Raw genomic sequence first — 21,208 nt, 5'->3', positions numbered from 1 at the left:
ATTAAAGAACAATGGCCGTCTGAAAATTTATTTTCAGTTTCAGACGGCCTTTTCTGATTAGCCTTTACGGGCTTCAGTTACAACAGCAGCTACGTGAGCAGGAGCTTCAGCGTATTTTTTGAACTCCATGGAGTAAGTGGCACGGCCTTGGGTTGCAGAACGCAGGTCGGTTGAGTAACCGAACATTTCTGCCAGAGGTACTTCGGCACGAACTTTCTTACCGCCGATACCGTCATCATCCATACCCAATACAACACCGCGGCGACGGTTCAAGTCACCCATTACGTCACCCATGTATTCTTCAGGTGTTTCCACCTCAACTGCCATGATTGGTTCCAACAGAGCTGGGTTGGCTTTACGCATACCTTCTTTGAAGGCTTGAGACGCAGCCAATTCGAAGGCCAGTTGAGAGGAGTCAACGTCGTGTGAAGAACCGAAGATCAGACGCACACGTACATCAACTACTGGGTAACCGGCAACGATACCGTTAGGCAAAGTATCGCGAATACCTTTATCGACAGACGGAATAAATTCGCGAGGAATCACACCACCTTTAATTTCATCGATAAATTCGTAACCCGCACCACCTGGCTCCATAGGTTCCATTTTGATCACAACGTGACCGTATTGACCTTTACCACCAGATTGTTTGGCGTGTTTGTATTCGGCTTCAACTTCTTTGCGGATGGTTTCACGGTAAGCCACTTGAGGCGCACCGATGTTTGCTTCCACGCCGAATTCGCGTTTCATACGGTCAACAATAATTTCCAAGTGCAGCTCACCCATACCGGAAATAATGGTTTGACCGGATTCTTCGTCTGTACGAACACGGAAAGAAGGGTCTTCTTTTGCCAGACGGTTCAGGGCAATACCCATTTTCTCTTGGTCGGCTTTGGTTTTCGGCTCAACGGCAATATGAATTACCGGCTCAGGGAATTCCATGCGTTCCAAGATGATCGGTGCGCTTTCTGCACACAAGGTTTCACCAGTGGTAACGTCTTTCAGACCGATAGCGGCTGCGATGTCGCCAGCGCGTACTTCTTCAATTTCAGTACGGTCTGCAGCAGTCATTTGTACCAAGCGACCGATACGTTCGCGAGTACCTTTTACAGAGTTCAATACAGTATCACCGGATTTCACCACGCCAGAGTAAACGCGGATGAAAGTCAGCTGACCAACGTATTTATCGTTCAACATTTTAAACGCCAATGCAGAGAATTTCTCTTCATCGCTTGCTTGGCGGCTGTCAGCTTCTTCAGTGTTAGGGTTAACACCTTGAACTGGAGGAATGTCGGTAGGAGCAGGCAGCAATTCTACAACTGCGTCCAACATACGTTGAACACCTTTGTTTTTAAATGCTGAACCACACAACATTGGTTGAATTTCGCCGGCCAAAGTACGTTGACGCAATGCGCCTACGATTTCTTCTTCAGTCAGCTCATCACCGCCCAAGTATTTGTCCATCAATTCTTCGCTGGCTTCTGCTGCGGCTTCAATCATGTTTTGACGCCATTCTTCGGCAGTCTCAACCAATTCAGCAGGAATATCGCCATAGGTAAAGGTTGTACCTTTATCGGCTTCATTCCAAATAATGGATTTCATTTTCAACAGGTCAACAACACCGCTGAAGCTGTCTTCCGCACCAACCGGAATCACGATAGGTACAGGGTTTGCGCGCAAACGGGTTTTCATTTGCTCAACAACGCGGAAGAAGTTGGCACCTTGACGGTCCATTTTGTTTACAAATGCCAAGCGAGGTACTTGGTATTTGTTAGCTTGACGCCATACGGTTTCAGATTGAGGTTGAACACCGCCTACTGCACAGTAAACCATTACTGCGCCGTCCAATACACGCATAGAACGCTCTACCTCTACGGTGAAGTCAACGTGTCCCGGGGTGTCGATGATGTTGAAACGGTGCTCAGGGAACTGTTTCGCCATACCGGACCAATAAGAAGTCACAGCAGCAGAAGTAATGGTAATACCACGCTCTTGCTCTTGTTCCATGTAGTCGGTAGTAGCCGCGCCGTCATGCACTTCGCCCAATTTGTGAGTCAAACCTGTATAGAACAAAATACGTTCTGTTGTGGTTGTTTTACCCGCGTCAATATGGGCAGAAATACCGATATTGCGATACAGGCTGATAGGGGTCTTACGAGCCATTTTGTTAGCCTTTCGATATTAGAAACGGAAGTGAGAGAATGCTTTGTTTGCTTCAGCCATGCGGTGTACTTCTTCACGTTTTTTCAACGCACCGCCACGACCTTCAGCCGCATCAATCAATTCACCCGCCAAACGCAGGTCCATAGATTTCTCACCACGTTTACGGGCCGCATCGCGAACCCAGCGCATTGCCAAGGCCAGACGACGTGAAGGACGAACTTCAACAGGAACTTGGTAGTTTGCACCACCCACACGGCGGCTTTTCACTTCCACGATAGGTTTGGCGTTTGCAATGGCTTCGTTAAATACTTCGATTGCTACTTTGCCGGTTTTTTTCTCAATTTGCTCCAGAGCACCGTAAACAATACGCTCTGCAACAGATTTTTTACCGTCAATCATCAATACGTTCATGAATTTAGTCAGCTCAACGCTGCCGAATTTTGGATCTGGCAGTACGTCGCGCTTAGGGACTTCTCTACGTCTTGGCATTTTAATTTCCTTTAGTCTATTCAGTTGGGTCTATTCCCATGAATACCCAATTAAGTATTCACTTACTCGGCCGTTGTTCAGCTTAGGCGGCCGACGTGCCTATTTGAGTCCCGATAATTATTTAGGACGCTTAGCACCGTATTTAGAACGGGCTTGTTTACGGTCTTTAACACCTGCAGTATCCAAAGAACCGCGTACAGTGTGGTAACGTACACCTGGCAAGTCTTTTACACGACCGCCGCGGATCAATACGACGCTGTGCTCTTGCAGGTTGTGGCCTTCACCACCGATGTATGAAATGACTTCAAAACCGTTGGTCAGGCGAACTTTACATACTTTACGCAATGCAGAGTTAGGTTTTTTAGGGGTAGTTGTGTATACACGGGTGCATACGCCGCGTTTTTGCGGGCAAGCTTCCAGTGCAGGCACTTTGTTTACGTACACGGGCTTTTGACGGCCTTTGCGTACCAATTGGTTAATAGTTGGCATATTTTCTCGTCCTGTTGAGTTAAATACTTGCCGACACCATGTCGACAAGATCGGAATTATATTTTTATTGCAAGGGTTTAGTCAAGCAAATGACTGATAAAGTTTAGTGTTTTTCTATTCATCTTTAAAATTTTGGAAGCAATGGCCGTCTGAAAGATTCAGACGGCCTCACTCTCTACCCTATCTAAGCCCTCTATAAAATAAAACCGCAAGACTGGCTTGCGGTTTTATTTTTACGAAAATCCTTCCGGATTATTCGTCTGAAGCTTCGATTTCAGAAGCTTCTTGATCGGCTTGCTGCCATTGTTGGTGACGGCTGCGGTGGTAAGTCAAACCTGTACCGGCAGGAATCAATCGACCAACAATCACGTTCTCTTTCAAACCGCGCAGCTCGTCTTGTTTGCCCATGATAGCGGCCTCGGTCAAGACGCGGGTTGTTTCTTGGAACGATGCAGCAGAAATGAAGCTGTCGGTAGACAAGGAAGCTTTGGTAATACCCAACAACACATTTTCATAACGTGCCGGCTCTTTGCCTTCAGCGATGGCTTTCTCATTGGCAAGCATCACATCGCTACGCTCGACTTGTTCACCGGTAATAAACTCTGTATCACCAGCATCCACAATGTTCACACGGCGCAGCATTTGACGGATGATAACTTCGATGTGTTTATCGGAAATCTTCACACCTTGCAGGCGGTAAACTTCTTGTACCTCTTGAACAATGTAGCGAGCTAATGCTTCGATACCTTGCAGACGCAAAATGTCGTGCGGATCCACAGCACCGTCCACGATGGTTTCACCGCGGTTGACCACTTGACCGTCGTGTACCAAAATCTGTTTCTCTTTAGAAATCAGCGTTTCGTATGCTACACCGTCTACGTCGGTAATAATCAGACGCTGTTTACCTTTGGTTTCTTTACCGAAGGAAACGGTACCGGTAATTTCAGCCAACATGCCGGCATCTTTCGGCACGCGTGCTTCAAACAACTCAGCAACGCGCGGCAAACCACCGGTAATATCGCGGGTTTTAGAAGACGCTTGAGGAATACGCGCCAGCACATCACCCTTACCGACTTCCTGACCTTCACGGACAGTAATCACCGCACCGACCGGGAACGCCATAGAAACCGGCGTAGTCGTACCTGGGATACAGATTTCCAAACCGTTCTCATCCAACAATTTGACAGTCGGACGCAACAGTTTAGAAGCACCGGAGGAGCGACGTTTGCCGTCGATGACCACCAAAGTGGACAAACCGGTTACATCATCGGTCTGTTTCGCAACGGTTACACCCTCTTCTACGTTTTCGAATTTCACCAAACCTGCATGTTCGGTAATCATCGGACGGGTATGCGGATCCCAAGTTGCCAAAGTTTGACCGGCTTTAATGGCTTCGCCGTCTTGTACCAACAGGATTGCACCGTAAGGTACTTTGTGGCGTTCACGCTCACGGCCGATTTCATCGTGAATCACAACTTCACAAGAGCGGCCAATGACAACCAATTCGCCTTTGTTGTTGGCAACGTAACGCATTTGGCTGCTGAAACGAGCTGTACCATTGGATTTGGCTTCCACTTGGCTGGCAGCAGCCGCACGAGATGCCGCACCACCGATGTGGAACGTACGCATGGTCAGCTGAGTACCTGGCTCACCAATAGATTGTGCAGCAATGACACCTACTGCCTCACCGGCGTTAACCAGTTTACCGCGCGCCAAGTCGCGGCCATAACAGTGTGCACACAAACCATGACGGGTTTTACAAGTAATTGGCGTACGGACTTTAACCTCGTCAACACCGGATTGGTCAATGATATCGACTAATTTCTCAGTCAGCAGTGTACCTGCCTCAACCAATGTTTCTCCTGTTGAAGGATCAACAACATCTGATGCTGTAACACGACCTAAAATACGATCGCGCAACGCTTCAATTACGTCACCGCCTTGTACTACTGCTTTCATGACAAAGCCGTCTGAAGTACCGCAATCGTCTTCAACAACGACCAAGTCTTGAGTTACGTCTACCAGACGACGGGTCAGGTAACCGGAGTTCGCGGTTTTCAACGCGGTATCCGCCAAACCCTTACGCGCACCGTGGGTCGCAATAAAGTATTGCAATACGGTCAAACCTTCGCGGAAGTTGGAGGTAATCGGCGTTTCAATAATGGAGCCGTCAGGTTTGGCCATCAAACCACGCATACCGGACAACTGTTTAATCTGAGCCGCAGAACCACGTGCACCAGAGTCGGCCATCATGTAAATAGAGTTGAAGGACTCTTGATCAACTTCGTTGCCGTCACGGTCGATAACTTTTTGTTTAGACAAATTGTCCATCATCGCTTTAGCGATTTTATCGCCGGCACGACCCCAAATATCGACCACTTTGTTGTAGCGTTCGCCGTTGGTCACCAAACCTTGACGGTATTGGTCTTCGATTTCTTTAACTTCGGCATTAGCCTCAGCCAGCAAGGCTGCTTTTTCTTTCGGAATTTCCATATCGTCAACGGCAATGGAAATACCGCCTTTAGCCGCAAAACCGAAACCGGTATACATCAAGTGGTCGGCGAAAATAACTGTTTCACGCAGGCCGCACAAACGGAATGATGCGTTAATCAGTTTAGAAATTTCTTTTTTCTTCAGCGCTTTGTTGATGTATTCAAACGGCAGGCCTTTAGGCAGGATTTCGCTCAGCAATGCGCGGCCGACTGTTGTTTCGTAACGGTTAACAACAGGTTCAAACTCACCTGCTTCGTTTTTCACCCATTCGCGCAGGCGTACGGTAATTTTCGTACCCAACTCAACCTGTTTGGTATGGTATGCACGATGTACTTCTTTCACATCGGCAAACAGGCTGCCTTCGCCTTTGGCATTGATACGGTCGCGGGTCATGTAGTACAGACCCAATACGATGTCTTGGGAAGGTACAATGATTGGTTCGCCGTTGGCTGGAGACAATACGTTGTTTGAAGCCAGCATCAAAGTGCGCGCTTCCATTTGTGCTTCCAAGCTCAATGGAACGTGTACGGCCATTTGGTCACCGTCAAAGTCGGCGTTAAATGCAGCACATACCAACGGATGCAACTGAATCGCTTTACCTTCGATCAGGATAGGTTCGAACGCTTGAATACCCAAACGGTGCAGGGTTGGCGCACGGTTCAGCATAATCGGATGTTCGCGGATCACTTCTTCCAAGATATCCCATACTTCAGGTACTTCTTGTTCTACCAATTTTTTCGCAGCTTTAACGGTAGAGGCCAAACCTTGTTTTTCCAATTTGTGGAAAATGAATGGTTTGAACAGTTCCAAAGCCATTTTCTTCGGCAGACCGCATTGGTGCAGACGCAGGTATGGGCCTACGGTAATCACGGAACGACCGGAGTAGTCCACACGTTTACCCAGCAGGTTTTGACGGAAGCGGCCGCCTTTACCTTTAATCATGTCTGCCAATGATTTCAGCGGACGTTTGTTGGCACCGGTCATGGCTTTACCGCGACGGCCGTTATCCAACAGCGAGTCAACCGCTTCTTGCAACATACGTTTTTCATTGCGGACGATGATGTCAGGCGCATGCAGTTCCAGCAGACGTTTCAGACGGTTGTTACGGTTGATGACGCGACGGTATAAATCGTTCAAATCGGAAGTGGCAAAACGACCGCCATCCAATGGAACCAACGGACGCAAATCAGGTGGCAATACCGGCAGCACATCCATAATCATCCACTCCAGTTTCATACCGGAACGATGGAAGGCTTCCAATACTTTCAAACGTTTGGCAATTTTTTTGATTTTGGTGTCAGAACCGGTAGATTCCAGCTCTTGACGCAGGATTTCGATTTCGCCGGCAATATCCAGGGTGCGCAGCAATTCGCGGATACCTTCCGCACCCATTTTGGCATCAAAGTCGTCGCCGTATTCGTCCAGCTTATTGTAGTAATCGTCTTCAGTCAGCAATTGACGGCGTTGCAACGGAGTCATGCCGGGATCGGTCACCACGAATGCTTCAAAGTACAATACACGTTCGATATCACGCAACGTCATGTCCAATACCATACCCAGGCGGGAAGGCAGGGATTTTAAGAACCAGATGTGGGCAACAGGTGCAGCCAATTCGATATGGCCCATGCGTTCGCGACGCACTTTAGACAGGGTAACTTCTACACCACATTTTTCACAGGTTACACCTTTAAATTTCAAGCGTTTGTACTTACCGCACAAACATTCATAGTCTTTAACCGGGCCAAAGATTTTGGCGCAGAACAAACCGTCGCGCTCAGGTTTGAACGTACGGTAGTTGATAGTTTCAGGTTTTTTAACTTCGCCATAAGACCATGAGCGGATGGTTTCGGGAGAGGCAATACCGATTTTGATGGCATCAAACTCTTCTTCCATGCCGGCGGTTTGCAACGGATTAAATAAGTTCAACAAATTCATTTTTGCTCCTTGAAGGAAGTATTTTTACCGTATGGCGGATTTTCGATATTGGAAACGGTACTTTTGATTTCAGACGGCCTAAATGCCGATTGCTTTATTCTTATTCTGAAACCGCTTTTTCAGACGACCTTAAAAGGCCGTCTGAAAACTTCTGTTTAGTAGCGCTCCAAATCGATATCCAAGCCCAGTGAGCGAATCTCTTTAACCAATACGTTGAAGGATTCAGGCATACCGGCATCGATTTTATGTTCGCCTTTGACGATGTTTTCGTACATTTTGGTACGACCGTTCACGTCGTCCGATTTCACTGTCAGCATCTCTTGCAACGTGTATGCTGCACCGTATGCTTCCAGTGCCCAAACCTCCATCTCACCGAAACGTTGGCCACCGAACTGGGCTTTACCGCCCAGAGGTTGTTGGGTAACCAGACTGTACGGACCGGTAGAACGGGCGTGCATTTTTTCATCAACCAAGTGGTGCAGTTTCAGATAGTGCATCACACCGACTGTTACCTTGCGGTCAAACGGTTCGCCAGAACGTCCGTCATACAGCGTGATTTGGGTTTTGCTGTCGTTAAAGCCTAATTTTTCAACTTCTGGATCGTCACTTGGATAAGCCAAGTTCAACATTTCGCGGATTTCAGACTCTTTCGCACCGTCAAACACTGGGGACGCGAAAGATGCGCCTTTACGCAAGTTAGAAGCCAATTCAATGATTTCTTCATCTGTCAGGCTGTCTAAATCTTCTTTCTTACCGCTGCTGTTGTAGAGTTTGTTCAAGAATTCACGCAGCTCGCTGGCTTTGCATTGCTCTTTCAGCATACGGTCGATGCGCTCACCGATACCTTTTGCCGCCCAACCCAAGTGAACTTCCAAAATCTGACCGATGTTCATACGGGAAGGTACGCCCAACGGGTTCAGTACGATGTCCACCGGACGGCCGTCAGCCATATAAGGCATGTCTTCCACCGGTAAAATGCGTGATACCACACCTTTGTTACCGTGGCGACCTGCCATTTTGTCACCGGCTTGCAGGCGGCGTTTGATGGCGATAAATACTTTCACCATTTTTTGTACGCCCGGCTGCAGCTCGTCGCCTTGGGTCAGTTTTTTCTTCTTAATCTCATACAACTCGTCCGCTTCTTCGCGTTTTTGTTGCAGACTCAATTTAATCAGTTCCAACTGTTTGGCCAAATCTTCGTCAGCCAAACGGATGTCAAACCAATCATGTTTGCTGGACAGGCTTGCCAGATATTCAGTAGTAATCTCGCTGCCTTTAGCCAGCTTCATCGGGCCACCGTTGGCTTTTTGGCCGACAATCATGCGCTCAATACGGTCAAATGCATCGTTATCAAAAATACGCAACTGGTCGCTCAAGTCTTGACGGTAACGTTTCAGCTCAGAATCAATAATGGATTGGGCACGTTTGTCGCGTTGGATACCTTCACGGGTAAAGACTTGAACGTCGATAACGGTACCGCTCATGCCGGTAGGCATACGCAATGAAGTATCTTTTACATCAGACGCTTTTTCACCGAAGATGGCACGCAACAGTTTTTCTTCAGGAGTCAGTTGAGTTTCGCCTTTAGGCGTTACTTTACCTACCAAGACGTCACCAGCTTCTACTTCCGCACCGATGTAAACAATACCGGATTCATCTAAACGGTTTTGCATACGTTCGGACAAGTTCGGAATATCACGGGTAATGTCTTCTGCACCCAGCTTGGTATCACGGGCAACAACGTTCAATTCCTCAATGTGAATCGAAGTATAGCGGTCATCCGCAGCCACTTTTTCGGAAATCAGAATCGAGTCTTCGTAGTTGTAACCGTTCCACGGCATAAAGGCGATGGTCATATTTTGACCCAAAGCCAATTCGCCCAAATCGGTGGATGCACCGTCGGCAATCAAATCGCCGCGTTGCAAAACATCGCCTGCTTTGACAGCCGGACGTTGGTTGATGTTGGTAGATTGGTTGGAACGGGTAAATTTAACCAAGTTGTAAATATCGACACCCACTTCACCGGCAGTCGCCTCATCGTCATGAACACGAATCACCACACGGTTGGCATCAACATACTCAACCACACCGCCGCGACGGGCAACGATTGCAGTAGCAGAGTCAACGGCAACAGAACGTTCGATACCAGTACCAACCATCGGTTTTTCAGGACGCAGGCACGGTACGGCCTGACGTTGCATGTTGGCACCCATCAATGCACGGTTCGCATCATCATGCTCCAAGAATGGAATCAGGGATGCTGCAACGGATACTACTTGGCCGGTAGCCACGTCCATATATTGCACACGGTCAGGCGTTGCCATAATGGTTTCGCCTTTTTCGCGACAAGTTACCAAGTCACCAATCAAATTACCATCTTTGTCCAAATCAGCATTCGCCTGTGCAATCACATAGCGACCTTCTTCGATGGCAGACAAGTAATCGATTTCTTCAGTTACCTTACCATTAACAACACGACGGTAAGGTGTTTCCAAGAAGCCATAATCATTGGTGCGCGCATAAACGGACAATGAGTTAATCAAACCAATGTTCGGACCTTCAGGTGTTTCAATAGGACATACACGGCCATAGTGGGTCGGGTGTACGTCTCGCACCTCAAAGCCTGCACGTTCACGGGTCAAACCACCCGGGCCCAATGCAGATACACGGCGTTTATGAGTTACTTCAGACAATGGGTTGGTCTGATCCATAAACTGGCTCAATTGGCTAGAACCGAAGAATTCTTTAATCGCAGCAGAAACAGGTTTCGCATTAATCAAGTCATGCGGCATCAAGTTCTCAGATTCTGCTTGATTCAAACGTTCTTTAACGGCACGTTCTACACGAGCCAAACCACTGCGGAATTGGTTTTCTGTCAACTCGCCTACGGAACGAACGCGACGGTTGCCCAAGTGGTCAATATCATCTACTTCGCCATGACCATTGCGTAATTCAACCAATGTAGCAATGGAAACTACAATGTCTTCTACGCTCAGAACGTAACCGCCTTTTTCAGCTGCGCCAGCCAAAGTCTCATTCAACAGACGGCCATACCAAGAGTTTTGTTGTGCTTCGGACAATTTTTGCTCGTATGTACGCGTATTGAATTTCATACGGCCTACACGAGACAAGTCATAGCTGTCTTCACTGAAGAACAAACGGTTGAAGAGCTGCTCGACAGCTTCTTCGGTAGGTGGTTCGCCAGGACGCATCATGCGGTAAATTGCTACACGCGCAGCTTGTTGGTCGGCTGTTTCATCTGTACGCAGAGTGCTGGAAATATAACCGCCCTGATCCAATTCATTGATATACAGGGTAGTAATTTCTTTTACACCATTAATATCAAGTTTGGCCAACAGCTCTTCTGTGATTTCATCGTTAGCAGAAGCCAATACTTCGCCGGTTTCCGGATCAATCAGATCAGTAGCCAATGCTTTACCCAACAGGCTTTCTGGTTCTACATCCAGTCGAGTCAAACCTGCATTGGTAATATCACGGATATTTTTCGCAGTAATACGTTTACCTTTGGCAACCAATACATTGCCTTCTTTATCCAAGATATCAACTTTGGCAGTTTCGCCTTTCAGACGGCTTACAACCAGATCTGTTTGAACACCGTTTGAAGACAAATAGAAAGTTTCTTTGTCATAGAAAATATCCAAGATTTGTTCATTGTTGTAGCCCAAAGCTTTCAACAAAATCGTAACCGGCATTTTACGGCGACGGTCGATACGGAAATACAATAAATCTTTTGGATCAAACTCGAAATCCAACCATGAACCACGGTAAGGAATAATGCGAGCAGAGAACAACAGCTTACCGGAAGAATGAGTTTTACCACGGTCATGCTCAAAGAACACACCTGGAGAACGGTGCAACTGGGAAACAATTACACGCTCTGTACCATTGATGACAAAAGAGCCACTTGGCGTCATCAATGGAATTTCGCCCATATATACTTCGTTTTCACGAACTTCTTTTACAGTCGGTTTAGATGCTTCTTTATCCAAAATCACCAAACGGATACGTGCACGCAAAGGAGCCGCATAAGTAATACCGCGCAATTGACATTCAGGAATATCGAACAAAGGTTCGCCCAATGTGTAATGCACAAACTCCAATCGTGCATAACCATTATGGCTCACAATCGGGAAAATAGAATTGAATGCTGCTTGCAGACCATCATCAGTACGTTGGTCAAAAGCGTTTTCCAGCTGCAAAAATTTCGCATAAGAATCGATTTGGGTTGCCAGCAGGAAAGGAACATCCAAGACATTCTCTCGCTTTGCAAAACTCTTACGGATACGTTTTTTCTCGGTAAACGAATAGCTCATATACACTCCGAAAAGCAATTTTAAATAATAGGCCGTCTGAAACAACGGCATGCATCAACCTGATATTTACATTTATTTGCAATGATTTTATCAAGACTATGCAAATAAATGTAAACAATACCTGATGCTTATTTTAAGAAGCAAAATAAGGCTGGCAGAAAACTGCCAGCCTTCACAGGAAGCATCAAATTATTTGATTTCGACTTTAGCGCCGGCTTCTTCCAGTTGTTTTTGGATGTCTTCAGCTTCAGCTTTAGAAACACCTTCTTTCAGAGTTTTAGGTGCACCGTCAACGATGTCTTTAGCTTCTTTCAGACCCAAGCCAGTGATAGCGCGGACAACTTTAATCACGCCAACTTTTTGATCACCAGCAGAAGCCAATACTACGTCAAATTCAGTTTTTTCTTCAGCAGCAGCTGCACCAGCACCTGCAGGACCTGCAACTGCAACAGCAGCAGCAGAAACGCCAAATTTCTCTTCAAAAGCTTTAACCAGGTCGTTCAATTCCATTACGGTCAAAGAACCAACAGCTTCCAAAATGTCTTCTTTAGTAATAGCCATGCTATTTTACTCCAAATATTGTATTAAAAAATAATTGATTAAATGAAACAAAATCGATTAAGCGGCTTCTTCGCCAGCTTTTTTCTCTGCCAAAGCAGCCAAACCACGTGCAAAGCCTGATACAGGAGCTTGCATAACGAACAACAGTTTGGACAACAGCTCTTCGCGGCTTGGAATAGAAGCCAACTCAGCAACCTGAGCAGGATTCATCACTTCGCCATTGTAAGAACCGGCTTTAACGATGATTTTGTCATCTTTTTTCGCGAATTGGTGCAGCACTTTAGCAGCAGCAACAGCATCTTCAGAAGCAGCGTAAACCAATGGACCAACCATTTGATCGGCCAAACCTGCGAATGAAGTACCCTCTACTGCGCGACGAGCCAGAGTATTTTTCAGAACGCGCAAGTAAACGCCTTCTTTACGTGCATTTGCACGAAGCTCAGTCATGCTGGAAACACTGATACCGCGATATTCAGCGACTACGAGAGTTTGAGCGTTAGCAATAGCTGCGCTAATTTCCTCTACGGCCACTTTCTTGGTTTCAATATTGAGACTCAAGGTCTACCTCCCACTGTTTATAAACAGGATACCGAAATGATATCCCACCAGCGCGGTAACCTAAAAAGACATCTTACAAGCAATCTTGCAATGTGTTTCAGGACTACCGTCTGCGTAGGGCAGTTACGATTAAATCTTATGATCCCTACGGTCTTGGACATCTACTTAATTTTAAGTAGCCCAAATTCAGGCAATCCAGAAAGCCGGATCACCTGAAAATTTCTTAGTTGTTCACGCTTGCAGTATCAACGCGAACACCCAAACCCATAGTGCTGGATACAGCAACTTTTTTCAGGTACTGACCTTTAGCAGCAGCAGGTTTGGCTTTAACGATAGCATCCAGCAACGCATTGAAGTTTTCTTTCAAGTCAGCTTCAGCGAAAGAAGCACGACCGATAGTTGCATGAACGATACCGGCTTTATCTGTACGGTATTGTACTTGACCTGCTTTTGCATTTTTAACTGCTTCAGCAACGTTAGGAGTAACAGTACCTACTTTAGGGTTTGGCATCAGGCCACGAGGACCCAAGATGGTACCCAATTGACCAACGATACGCATTGCATCAGGAGAAGCAATAACAACGTCAAAGTTCAGGTTACCAGCTTTGATTTCAGCGGCCAGATCTTCAAAACCGACGATATCTGCACCCGCTTCTTTAGCAGCTTCTGCATTTGCACCTTGTGTAAATACAGCTACGCGAGTTGTTTTACCGGTACCTTTAGGCAGAACGACTGAACCACGAATAACTTGGTCAGATTTACGAGGATCAACGCCCAAGTTGAAAGATACGTCAACAGACTCGTCAAATTTAGCGGTAGCAGCTTTTTTAACCAAAGCAATTGCTTCGTCGATTGCGTACAGTTTGTTAGCTTCAACAGAAGAGCGAAGAGCTTTCAAGCGTTTAGATACTTTAGCCATTATACAACACCCTCCACGTCCAAGCCCATTGAGCGAGCAGAACCTGCGATAGTACGAACAGCCGCATCCAAATCAGCAGCAGTCAAATCAGGCTCTTTAGTTTTAGCAATTTCTTCCAACTGAGCACGGGTCAATTTACCGACTTTGTTGGTCAGAGGATTAGAACTACCTTTTTGCAGACCAGCAGCTTTTTTCAGCAAGATAGAAGCTGGTGGAGTTTTCATCACAAATGTGAATGATTTATCTGCAAATGCAGTAATCACGACTGGAATTGGCAAACCAGGTTCCATACCTTGGGTTGCAGCATTAAATGCTTTACAGAATTCCATGATGTTCAAACCACGTTGACCCAAAGCTGGACCAACTGGGGGAGATGGATTGGCTTTACCTGCAGGAATTTGCAGTTTAATGTAGCCGATAATTTTCTTTGCCACTTAAAGGACTCCTAAAAACGGGTATAACGCGGAACCATTCCGCTTCCCAAACAGAATTCGCGATTATATCCGCTTAAAAAAAACTTTTCAAGCGAATTAAACCACTTAAATCTTTTCAACCTGGCCGAACTCTAATTCGACCGGTGTTTCGCGACCAAAAATCTGAACTGAAACACGCAGTCTATTACGTTCGTAATTAACTTCATCAACAATACCGTTAAAATCAGCAAATGGGCCTTCGTTTACTCGAACTTGCTGACCAACTTCAAACTCAACTTTTGGTTTTGGTTTCTCAACGCCTGTTTTAGCTTGTTGCAAAATAGCATCCGCATCTTTTTGAGAAATTGGGATCGGGCGATTTCCGCTACCGCCCACAAAACCATTTACTCGAGGAGTGCTCTTAACCAAATGCCACGAATCATCAGTCATTTCCATTTCAACCAATACATAGCCCGGATAGAATTTACGCTCACTGATGGTTTTTCGACCATTCTTGATATCTACTACTTCCTCGACGGGCACAAGAATCTGACCGAAATAATCTTCCATGTTTTCACGAGCAATACGCTCTTTCAATGTTTTTTGGACATTTTTTTCAAAACCGGAATAGGCCTGCACCACATACCAACGCTTTGACATCTTTACCCTTTCCTATTTAATAAAACATCAAAAAACAACCATGAAATAATTGTATCTGCCACATAAATGAAGGCTGCCAAAATCGCAACAAAGATAATTACAAATACAGTCATTTTGACCGCTTCATCCCGACTCGGCCAAACCACCTTCTTGAACTCGGTCCAAGAGCTCTTAAAATATGCAAACAGACCTTCTTTCTTTTCAGGAGCTGGCTTACTACTTACCACCACTTCCTTTTTCTGATGGCCTTCTTTGTGTCCAGACGGATGTTCTGTCATCTTTACTCACTTATCAATGCCCCATCCACCATCCATTTTAGATGGCGACATTAATCCATATAATTAATTCTAGATAATCTTAAAACTTAAGTACAAAAAAATTAACCGGCCCAAGGCCGGTTAATTTTTTATTTGGCAGGCCAAGAGGGTCTCGAACCCCCAACCCTCGGTTTTGGAGACCGATACTCTACCAATTGAGCTATTGGCCTCTAAACTTAAGCGATGATAGAAGAAACCACACCTGCACCTACGGTACGGCCACCTTCGCGAATCGCAAAGCGCAGACCTTCTTCCATAGCGATAGGTGCAATCAGTTCTACAGTAATGGTTACGTTCTCACCCGGCATTACCATTTCTACGCCTTCTTCCAAAGTAACTGCACCAGTTACGTCGGTAGTACGGAAGTAGAATTGTGGGCGGTAGTTAGCGAAGAACGGAGTGTGACGGCCACCCTCTTCTTTGCTCAGTACGTATACTTCTGCTTTGAACTTGGTGTGAGGAGTGATGGTACCTGGTTTGGCCAATACTTGACCACGCTCTACGTCTTCACGTTTAGTACCACGCAGCAATACGCCTACGTTGTCACCTGCTTGACCTTCGTCCAGCAGTTTGCGGAACATTTCAACGCCGGTACAAGTGGTTTTTTGGGTTTCTTTCAGACCTACGATTTCGATCTCGTCACCAACGTGGATGATGCCGCGCTCTACACGACCGGTTACTACTGTGCCACGGCCAGAGATAGAGAATACGTCTTCGATAGGCAACAAGAAAGGTTTGTCCACAGCACGCTCAGGTGTTGGGATGTAGCTGTCCAAAGCAGCAGCCAGTTCGAAGATTTTTTCTTCGTAAGCAGCATCACCTTCCAAAGCTTTCAGTGCAGAACCTTGTACGATTGGGCAGTCGTCACCTGGGAAGTCGTAGCTTGACAGCAGGTCACGGATTTCCATTTCAACCAGTTCCAACAATTCGGCATCGTCAACCATGTCGCATTTGTTCATGAACACGATGATGTAAGGTACACCTACTTGGCGAGCCAACAGGATGTGTTCGCGAGTTTGAGGCATAGGGCCGTCAGCTGCGGAACATACCAAGATAGCGCCGTCCATTTGGGCAGCACCGGTAATCATGTTTTTAACGTAGTCGGCGTGGCCCGGGCAGTCTACGTGTGCGTAGTGGCGGGTTTCGGTTTCGTATTCTACGTGTGAGGTATTAATGGTAATACCACGGGCTTTTTCTTCAGGAGCGTTATCGATTTGGTCGTAAGCTTTTGCAGCGCCACCGAATTTTTTAGCCAAAATAGTAGTCAATGCAGCAGTCAGAGTGGTTTTACCATGGTCAACGTGACCGATAGTACCAACGTTTACGTGCGGTTTGCTACGTTCAAATTTTTCCTTAGCCATGGCAATATCCTATAATCTAAGCTTTTGAAAGAAAGGGTAATAATGAGATGGTGCCCATGGGCAGATTTGAACTGCCGACCTCTCCCTTACCAAGGGAGTGCTCTACCCCTGAGCTACATGGGCAAAATTGTTTGGAGCGGGTGAAGGGAATCGAACCCTCACCGTAAGCTTGGAAGGCTTCTGCTCTACCATTGAGCTACACCCGCATACTCACCATTTGCTCCAAGTAAGAATTTTTGGTGGAGGGAGAAGGATTCGAACCTTCGAAGCTCACGCAACAGATTTACAGTCTGCCCCCTTTGACCGCTCGGGAATCCCTCCAAAAGAGAACGCTAGTTTATTTGCAACTCAGATTTCCGTCAAGATTTTTTTTCACTTATTTCTTTAAAAATATCCAAGTTTTTGCTTTTAAACATTATTTACTTAAACTGAATGATTTTTTCGTACTTGGCCATCAGTTCTTCGTGCGTTTCAGGATGTTCTTCATCGATCAAGATACAGTCGACAGGACATACCTGTTGGCACTGCGGCTCATCGTAATGGCCTACGCATTGCGTACACAAATTTGGATTGATTTCGTAAATTTCTTCACCTTGCGAAATGGCATCATTAGGGCATTCCGGTTCGCACACATCGCAGTTAATGCACTCATCTGTAATAAAGAGCGACATTTCTATTTCCTTTTTTCTTAAATTATCAAAACCGATTGGGCGCGGATTATAGCACAAATGATGTCGGAACAATCTGTTTGAAAGAATGTTTTACACCTTGGGAATGATTCTCAAATTCCATACTATTCAGCAACTTGCGAATAGAGCAACAATTCAAACTTACTCATTCCCGCCTTTCCTTCCCGATAAATTTCCAGCCAATCCGGTTTTTCAGGCAGCTTCCCTGCTTCAATATAGACCATTGCCCCATTTTTCAAGTGGCTTTGCAATCGGATAAACAGATTTTGCCAATCTTCCCATGCAAACGGCGGATCAAGAAACACGACATCAAATTTTTCAGACGGCCTTGTCAAATAAGCCATGCCGTCTGAACACACGATTTCCACCTGCCTCAAGCCTAATTCACGAACATTTTTCTGAAGTGTTTGCACAGTTTGGCGGTGGTTATCGACCATTACCACTTTTGCCGCATTACGAGAAGCAGCCTCCATTCCCAAAGCACCACTACCGCTGAATAAATCCAATACTGTTTTGCCGGTTAAATCCTGACCCAACCAGTTAAACAGTTTTTCACGCACGCTGTCAGGCGTCGGGCGCAGACCATCTGCGGACAGAAAAGTTAACTTTCTTCCCCTGCATTGCCCACCTATGATGCGTACTTGATTGGTGTGTTTGGAATGTTTGTTGTTTGCCATAATTCTTAAAAAGATGCCGGGTTTTCAGACGGCCTTAATTATATAGTGAAACTGCCATCAAACCGTATTCCCCTCTATCCTTTCAATACAAAAAAGGCCGTCTGAAAATCATTTTTCAGACGGCCTTAGTTTGTTCTAAATAAAAGAAGTTAATTGTTTCAAAGGCTAAATTCTAATATGCCTATAGACATCTCCAACTTTTCAAACACCCACTTTTTTATTTTATTTACATATCTAACGACTTTTCCTCCTTGCTTCAAAATAGTTTGATTTTTATATGGATGGTTAAATTATCAAATATAGTTGAGTAAATTATATTTTTATATTATATTTTCATATTACCTATAATGAATATTGAGGTTTTGTATGAAAAATATCGTCTTACTTTTTACTTTACTTGTAATACCAGTTTCTTCTTTCGCAGCTTGCTATGGAAGTGACTCATTTCACACTTGCAATGACAATAGCGGGAATACTTATAGTATCCAAACAATTGGCGATACTACCTATGTAAATGGATATAATTCTCGAACTGGAAGCAATTGGTCTCAAGAAAGTATGCATATTGGCAACACTACTTATACTAATGGTCGTGCAGCAAATGGTAATTCTTGGGATATGACCACCCAAAGAATTGGAGATACCACTTTTATGAATGGAAGAAATTCTCAGGGCAATTATTTTAGTAAAACCTGTAACCAATTTGGATGTTATTGAACCATCTCCATAACTTTATGGATATTCTTCTCTAGCTTAATTGAAAATATTTAAAAGAAGGCCGTCTGAAAATCATTTTTCAGACGGCCTTTTTCTATCTAAGCTTTAACCAATTACTCTTTCGGTGCAGGCGGTTCGATCTGTTCTTTCCAGCCGCATTCTTTTTGCGGGCAGACTTTTTCCACGCCCCAGCGTTTGGTGGTTTTGATGGTTAAAACCGGCCATGCGCATTTTGGACAGGTTTCTGCAATGGGTGGGTTCCAGGTGGCGTAGTTACAGTCCGGATAGGTGCTGCAACTGTAAAACAGTTTGCCGTAGCGGGATTTGCGCTCGACGAGGTTGCCTTTTTTGCATTGCGGGCATTGGACGCCGGTATCTTTCGGTTTTTCCAGCGGCTCGACGTGTTTACATTTCGGATAGTTGGCGCAGCCGATGAATTTGCTGCCAGTACGGCTGTATTTGTACACTAAACGACCGCCGCATTTAGGGCATTCGCGTCCGTCGAGTTCGGCTTGCTCTGCTTCCGCTTTGGCGATGCGCTCGGCGGCTTCTTCGGCGGTTTCGTTAACGTTGCGCGTGTAGCTGCACTCGGGATAGCCGGCACAGGCGACGAAGCGGCCCAGTTTGCCGAACTTGATTTGCAGTTTGTGTTCGCCGCATTTCGGGCAGGTTTCGTCGAGTTCCTGCGTGGTAAATTTGGCGCGTTCGATGCCCTCTTTTTCTTCCACTTGCTTGATAAACGGCTTCCAGAATTTGTCCATCACGGGGATCCATTGGCGTTTGCCGTTGGCAATTTCGTCAAGCTGGTCTTCGAGTTTGGCGGTAAAGTGGTAATCGACATATTGGGCGAAGTGTTCGGTCAGGAATTTATTGACGATGTCGCCTGTGTCGGTGGGCATGAAGCGTTTTTGCTCAAGGGTAACGTATTCACGGTCTTTGAGCGTGGAAATAATGCTGGCGTAGGTGGAGGGGCGGCCGATGCCGTATTCTTCGAGGGCTTTAACCAGCGTGGCTTCGTTGTAGCGCGGCGGAGGGGTAGTGAAGTGTTGTTCGCCGTAGAGTTTGTCCACGGGCAGTTTATCGCCCTCGCTCATTTCGGGCAGTTTTTTGCTGTCTTCGCTCTCTTCATCGTCGCTGCTTTCTTCGTAAACGCTGAGGAAACCCGCGAAGGTTTGCACTTGTCCGGTTACGCGGAATACGCCTTTGCCGACGATAATATCGACGGTAGTTTGGTCGAATTTGGCGGGCGTCATCTGACAGGCGACGGTGCGCTGCCAAATCATTTGATAGAGTTTGAACTGGTCCGCGCTCAGGAAGGGTTTGACGCTTTCGGGCGTGCGGTACACGGAAGTCGGACGGATGGCTTCGTGGGCTTCTTGAGCGTTTTTGGATTTGGTTTTGTACTGCTTGGCCGAGCTTGGCAGATATTCTTTGCCGATTTTGTTTTCGATGTAATGACGGATTTCGGTTAACGCTTCATCAGCCAAATTCACGCTGTCGGTACGCATATAGGTAATCAGACCGATGGCGCCTTGCCCTACGTCTATACCTTCGTAAAGCTGCTGGGCGGTACGCATGGTGCGGTCGGTGGTGAAGCCGAGTTTACGCACGGCATCCTGCTGCATGGTGGATGTGGTGAACGGCGCGGCGGGATTGCGGCTGCGCTTTTTCTTTTCGATAGCGGTAACGATGGCTTCTTTGCCTTCGAGTTCTTTCAATACGTCGGCTTGCGCGGCTTCGTTCGGCAGGTCGAATTGTTCGAGTTTCGCGCCGTTGTATTGGGCGAGCTTGGCAGTGAACTTGCTGCGGCCTTTGTGGCTGTCGAGATGCACCGTCCAATATTCCTGCGCTTCAAACGCGCGGATTTCGTTTTCGCGTTCGCAAATCAAACGCAGGGCGGGGCTTTGCACGCGGCCCGCGCTCAAACCGCGGCGGATTTTTTTCCACAACAATGGCGAGAGGTTGAAACCAACCAGATAGTCCAAAGCGCGGCGGGCTTGTTGCGCATCAACCAAATCCATTTCGATTTCACGCGGATGGGCGACGGCATCAAGTACGGCGTTTTTGGTAATTTCGTGGAACACGACACGCTGCGGCTTGATGTTTTTCAAGCCGCGTTTGGATTTGAGGATTTCCAAAAGATGCCAAGAAATGGCTTCGCCTTCCCTATCCGGGTCGGTTGCGAGGTAGATGTTTTCAGCTTCTTTGGCACCGGCAACGATGGCATCGACGTGTTTGCTGTTGCGGCTGATCAGTTGATATTTCATGGCAAAGCCATTGTCGGGATCGACTGCTCCGCTTTTCGGAACCAAATCGCGGACGTGGCCGTAAGACGCCAAAATTTCAAAATCACCGCCCAGATATTTTTTCAGGGTTTTGGCTTTGGACGGGGATTCGACGATTAATAGGTTTTTCGCCATTGTTGTTCTCTTT

General features: G+C 46.3%; 16 protein-coding genes and 4 tRNA genes. 1 reads left to right on the top strand and 19 read right to left on the bottom strand.

The genetic code is table 11. From position 1 onward, the window contains the following. Positions 1-57: 57 nt before the first annotated feature. The 18 genes from fusA to rsmD all read right to left on the bottom strand — a co-directional run bounded on the left by fusA (position 58) and on the right by rsmD (position 18,058). The gene (fusA, locus tag ACTHUF_RS09695; protein WP_049348870.1) at positions 58-2,163 is read right to left on the bottom strand and encodes an elongation factor G; all 2,106 of its coding nucleotides are present in this window, start codon (positions 2,161-2,163) and stop codon (positions 58-60) included. 18 nt (positions 2,164-2,181) lie between these two features. After that, positions 2,182-2,652 carry a 30S ribosomal protein S7 gene (gene rpsG, locus ACTHUF_RS09690; RefSeq protein WP_002240962.1) on the bottom strand — a complete coding sequence of 157 codons (471 nt, stop codon included), beginning with the start codon at positions 2,650-2,652 and terminating at the stop codon, positions 2,182-2,184. Between the two features lie 117 nt (positions 2,653-2,769). Further along, entirely contained in the window at positions 2,770-3,141 is a 372-nt protein-coding gene (gene rpsL, locus ACTHUF_RS09685) for a 30S ribosomal protein S12 (RefSeq protein WP_002218431.1), read from the bottom strand. A 252-nt stretch (positions 3,142-3,393) separates the two neighbouring features. Next, entirely contained in the window at positions 3,394-7,569 is a 4,176-nt protein-coding gene (gene rpoC, locus ACTHUF_RS09680; protein WP_049323746.1) for a DNA-directed RNA polymerase subunit beta', read from the bottom strand. 155 nt (positions 7,570-7,724) lie between these two features. Next, complete coding sequence (rpoB, locus tag ACTHUF_RS09675) at positions 7,725-11,903, bottom strand: DNA-directed RNA polymerase subunit beta (RefSeq protein ID WP_049348875.1); 4,179 nt, start codon at positions 11,901-11,903, stop codon at positions 7,725-7,727. A 189-nt stretch (positions 11,904-12,092) separates the two neighbouring features. Further along, entirely contained in the window at positions 12,093-12,464 is a 372-nt protein-coding gene (gene rplL / locus ACTHUF_RS09670) for a 50S ribosomal protein L7/L12 (protein WP_003677916.1), read from the bottom strand. Between the two features lie 57 nt (positions 12,465-12,521). After that, a complete protein-coding gene (gene rplJ / locus ACTHUF_RS09665) occupies positions 12,522-13,022 on the bottom strand; it encodes a 50S ribosomal protein L10 (protein ID WP_003680699.1) in 501 nt (166 codons plus the stop codon). Positions 13,023-13,245: 223 nt separating this feature from the next. Next, entirely contained in the window at positions 13,246-13,941 is a 696-nt protein-coding gene (rplA, locus tag ACTHUF_RS09660; RefSeq protein WP_003749260.1) for a 50S ribosomal protein L1, read from the bottom strand. Next, entirely contained in the window at positions 13,941-14,375 is a 435-nt protein-coding gene (rplK, locus tag ACTHUF_RS09655; protein WP_002220151.1) for a 50S ribosomal protein L11, read from the bottom strand. The genes rplA and rplK overlap by 1 nt, the downstream gene beginning before the upstream one ends. 105 nt (positions 14,376-14,480) lie before the next feature. Further along, entirely contained in the window at positions 14,481-15,014 is a 534-nt protein-coding gene (gene nusG / locus ACTHUF_RS09650) for a transcription termination/antitermination protein NusG (RefSeq protein WP_003749258.1), read from the bottom strand. Positions 15,015-15,016: 2 nt separating this feature from the next. Beyond that, positions 15,017-15,292 (bottom strand): preprotein translocase subunit SecE, encoded by a 276-nt coding sequence (gene secE, locus ACTHUF_RS09645; protein ID WP_049323750.1) that lies wholly within the window; start codon positions 15,290-15,292, stop codon positions 15,017-15,019. A gap of 133 nt (positions 15,293-15,425) precedes the next feature. After that, positions 15,426-15,501 (bottom strand) — tRNA-Trp (locus tag ACTHUF_RS09640). Positions 15,502-15,507: 6 nt separating this feature from the next. Further along, positions 15,508-16,692: an elongation factor Tu gene (gene tuf, locus ACTHUF_RS09635; protein WP_003684779.1), complete on the bottom strand. Its 1,185-nt coding sequence runs from the start codon at positions 16,690-16,692 to the stop codon at positions 15,508-15,510. A 48-nt stretch (positions 16,693-16,740) separates the two neighbouring features. Beyond that, a tRNA-Thr gene (locus ACTHUF_RS09630) sits at positions 16,741-16,815 on the bottom strand. Positions 16,816-16,824: 9 nt separating this feature from the next. Further along, positions 16,825-16,898: transfer RNA gene (locus tag ACTHUF_RS09625), tRNA-Gly, on the bottom strand. Positions 16,899-16,929: 31 nt separating this feature from the next. Then, positions 16,930-17,013: transfer RNA gene (locus ACTHUF_RS09620), tRNA-Tyr, on the bottom strand. 98 nt (positions 17,014-17,111) lie between these two features. After that, positions 17,112-17,363, bottom strand: coding sequence for a YfhL family 4Fe-4S dicluster ferredoxin (locus tag ACTHUF_RS09615; RefSeq protein WP_003679513.1), 252 nt, complete (start codon positions 17,361-17,363; stop codon positions 17,112-17,114). A 122-nt stretch (positions 17,364-17,485) separates the two neighbouring features. Further along, entirely contained in the window at positions 17,486-18,058 is a 573-nt protein-coding gene (gene rsmD / locus ACTHUF_RS09610; RefSeq protein WP_315095167.1) for a 16S rRNA (guanine(966)-N(2))-methyltransferase RsmD, read from the bottom strand. Positions 18,059-18,424: 366 nt separating this feature from the next. Between rsmD and ACTHUF_RS09605 the strand changes: the two genes are divergently transcribed. Next, positions 18,425-18,775, top strand: coding sequence for a hypothetical protein (locus ACTHUF_RS09605; RefSeq protein ID WP_081948020.1), 351 nt, complete (start codon positions 18,425-18,427; stop codon positions 18,773-18,775). A 113-nt stretch (positions 18,776-18,888) separates the two neighbouring features. Here ACTHUF_RS09605 and topA read toward each other — a convergent pair whose 3' ends face one another. Beyond that, positions 18,889-21,195, bottom strand: coding sequence for a type I DNA topoisomerase (topA, locus tag ACTHUF_RS09600; RefSeq protein WP_315095170.1), 2,307 nt, complete (start codon positions 21,193-21,195; stop codon positions 18,889-18,891). Positions 21,196-21,208 lie beyond the last annotated feature (13 nt).

The sequence above is a fragment of the Neisseria sp. P0024.S006 genome, from assembly GCF_051956595.1.
In the GTDB taxonomy this organism is placed as follows: domain Bacteria; phylum Pseudomonadota; class Gammaproteobacteria; order Burkholderiales; family Neisseriaceae; genus Neisseria.
This window is presented reverse-complemented; position numbering and strand designations above follow the sequence as displayed.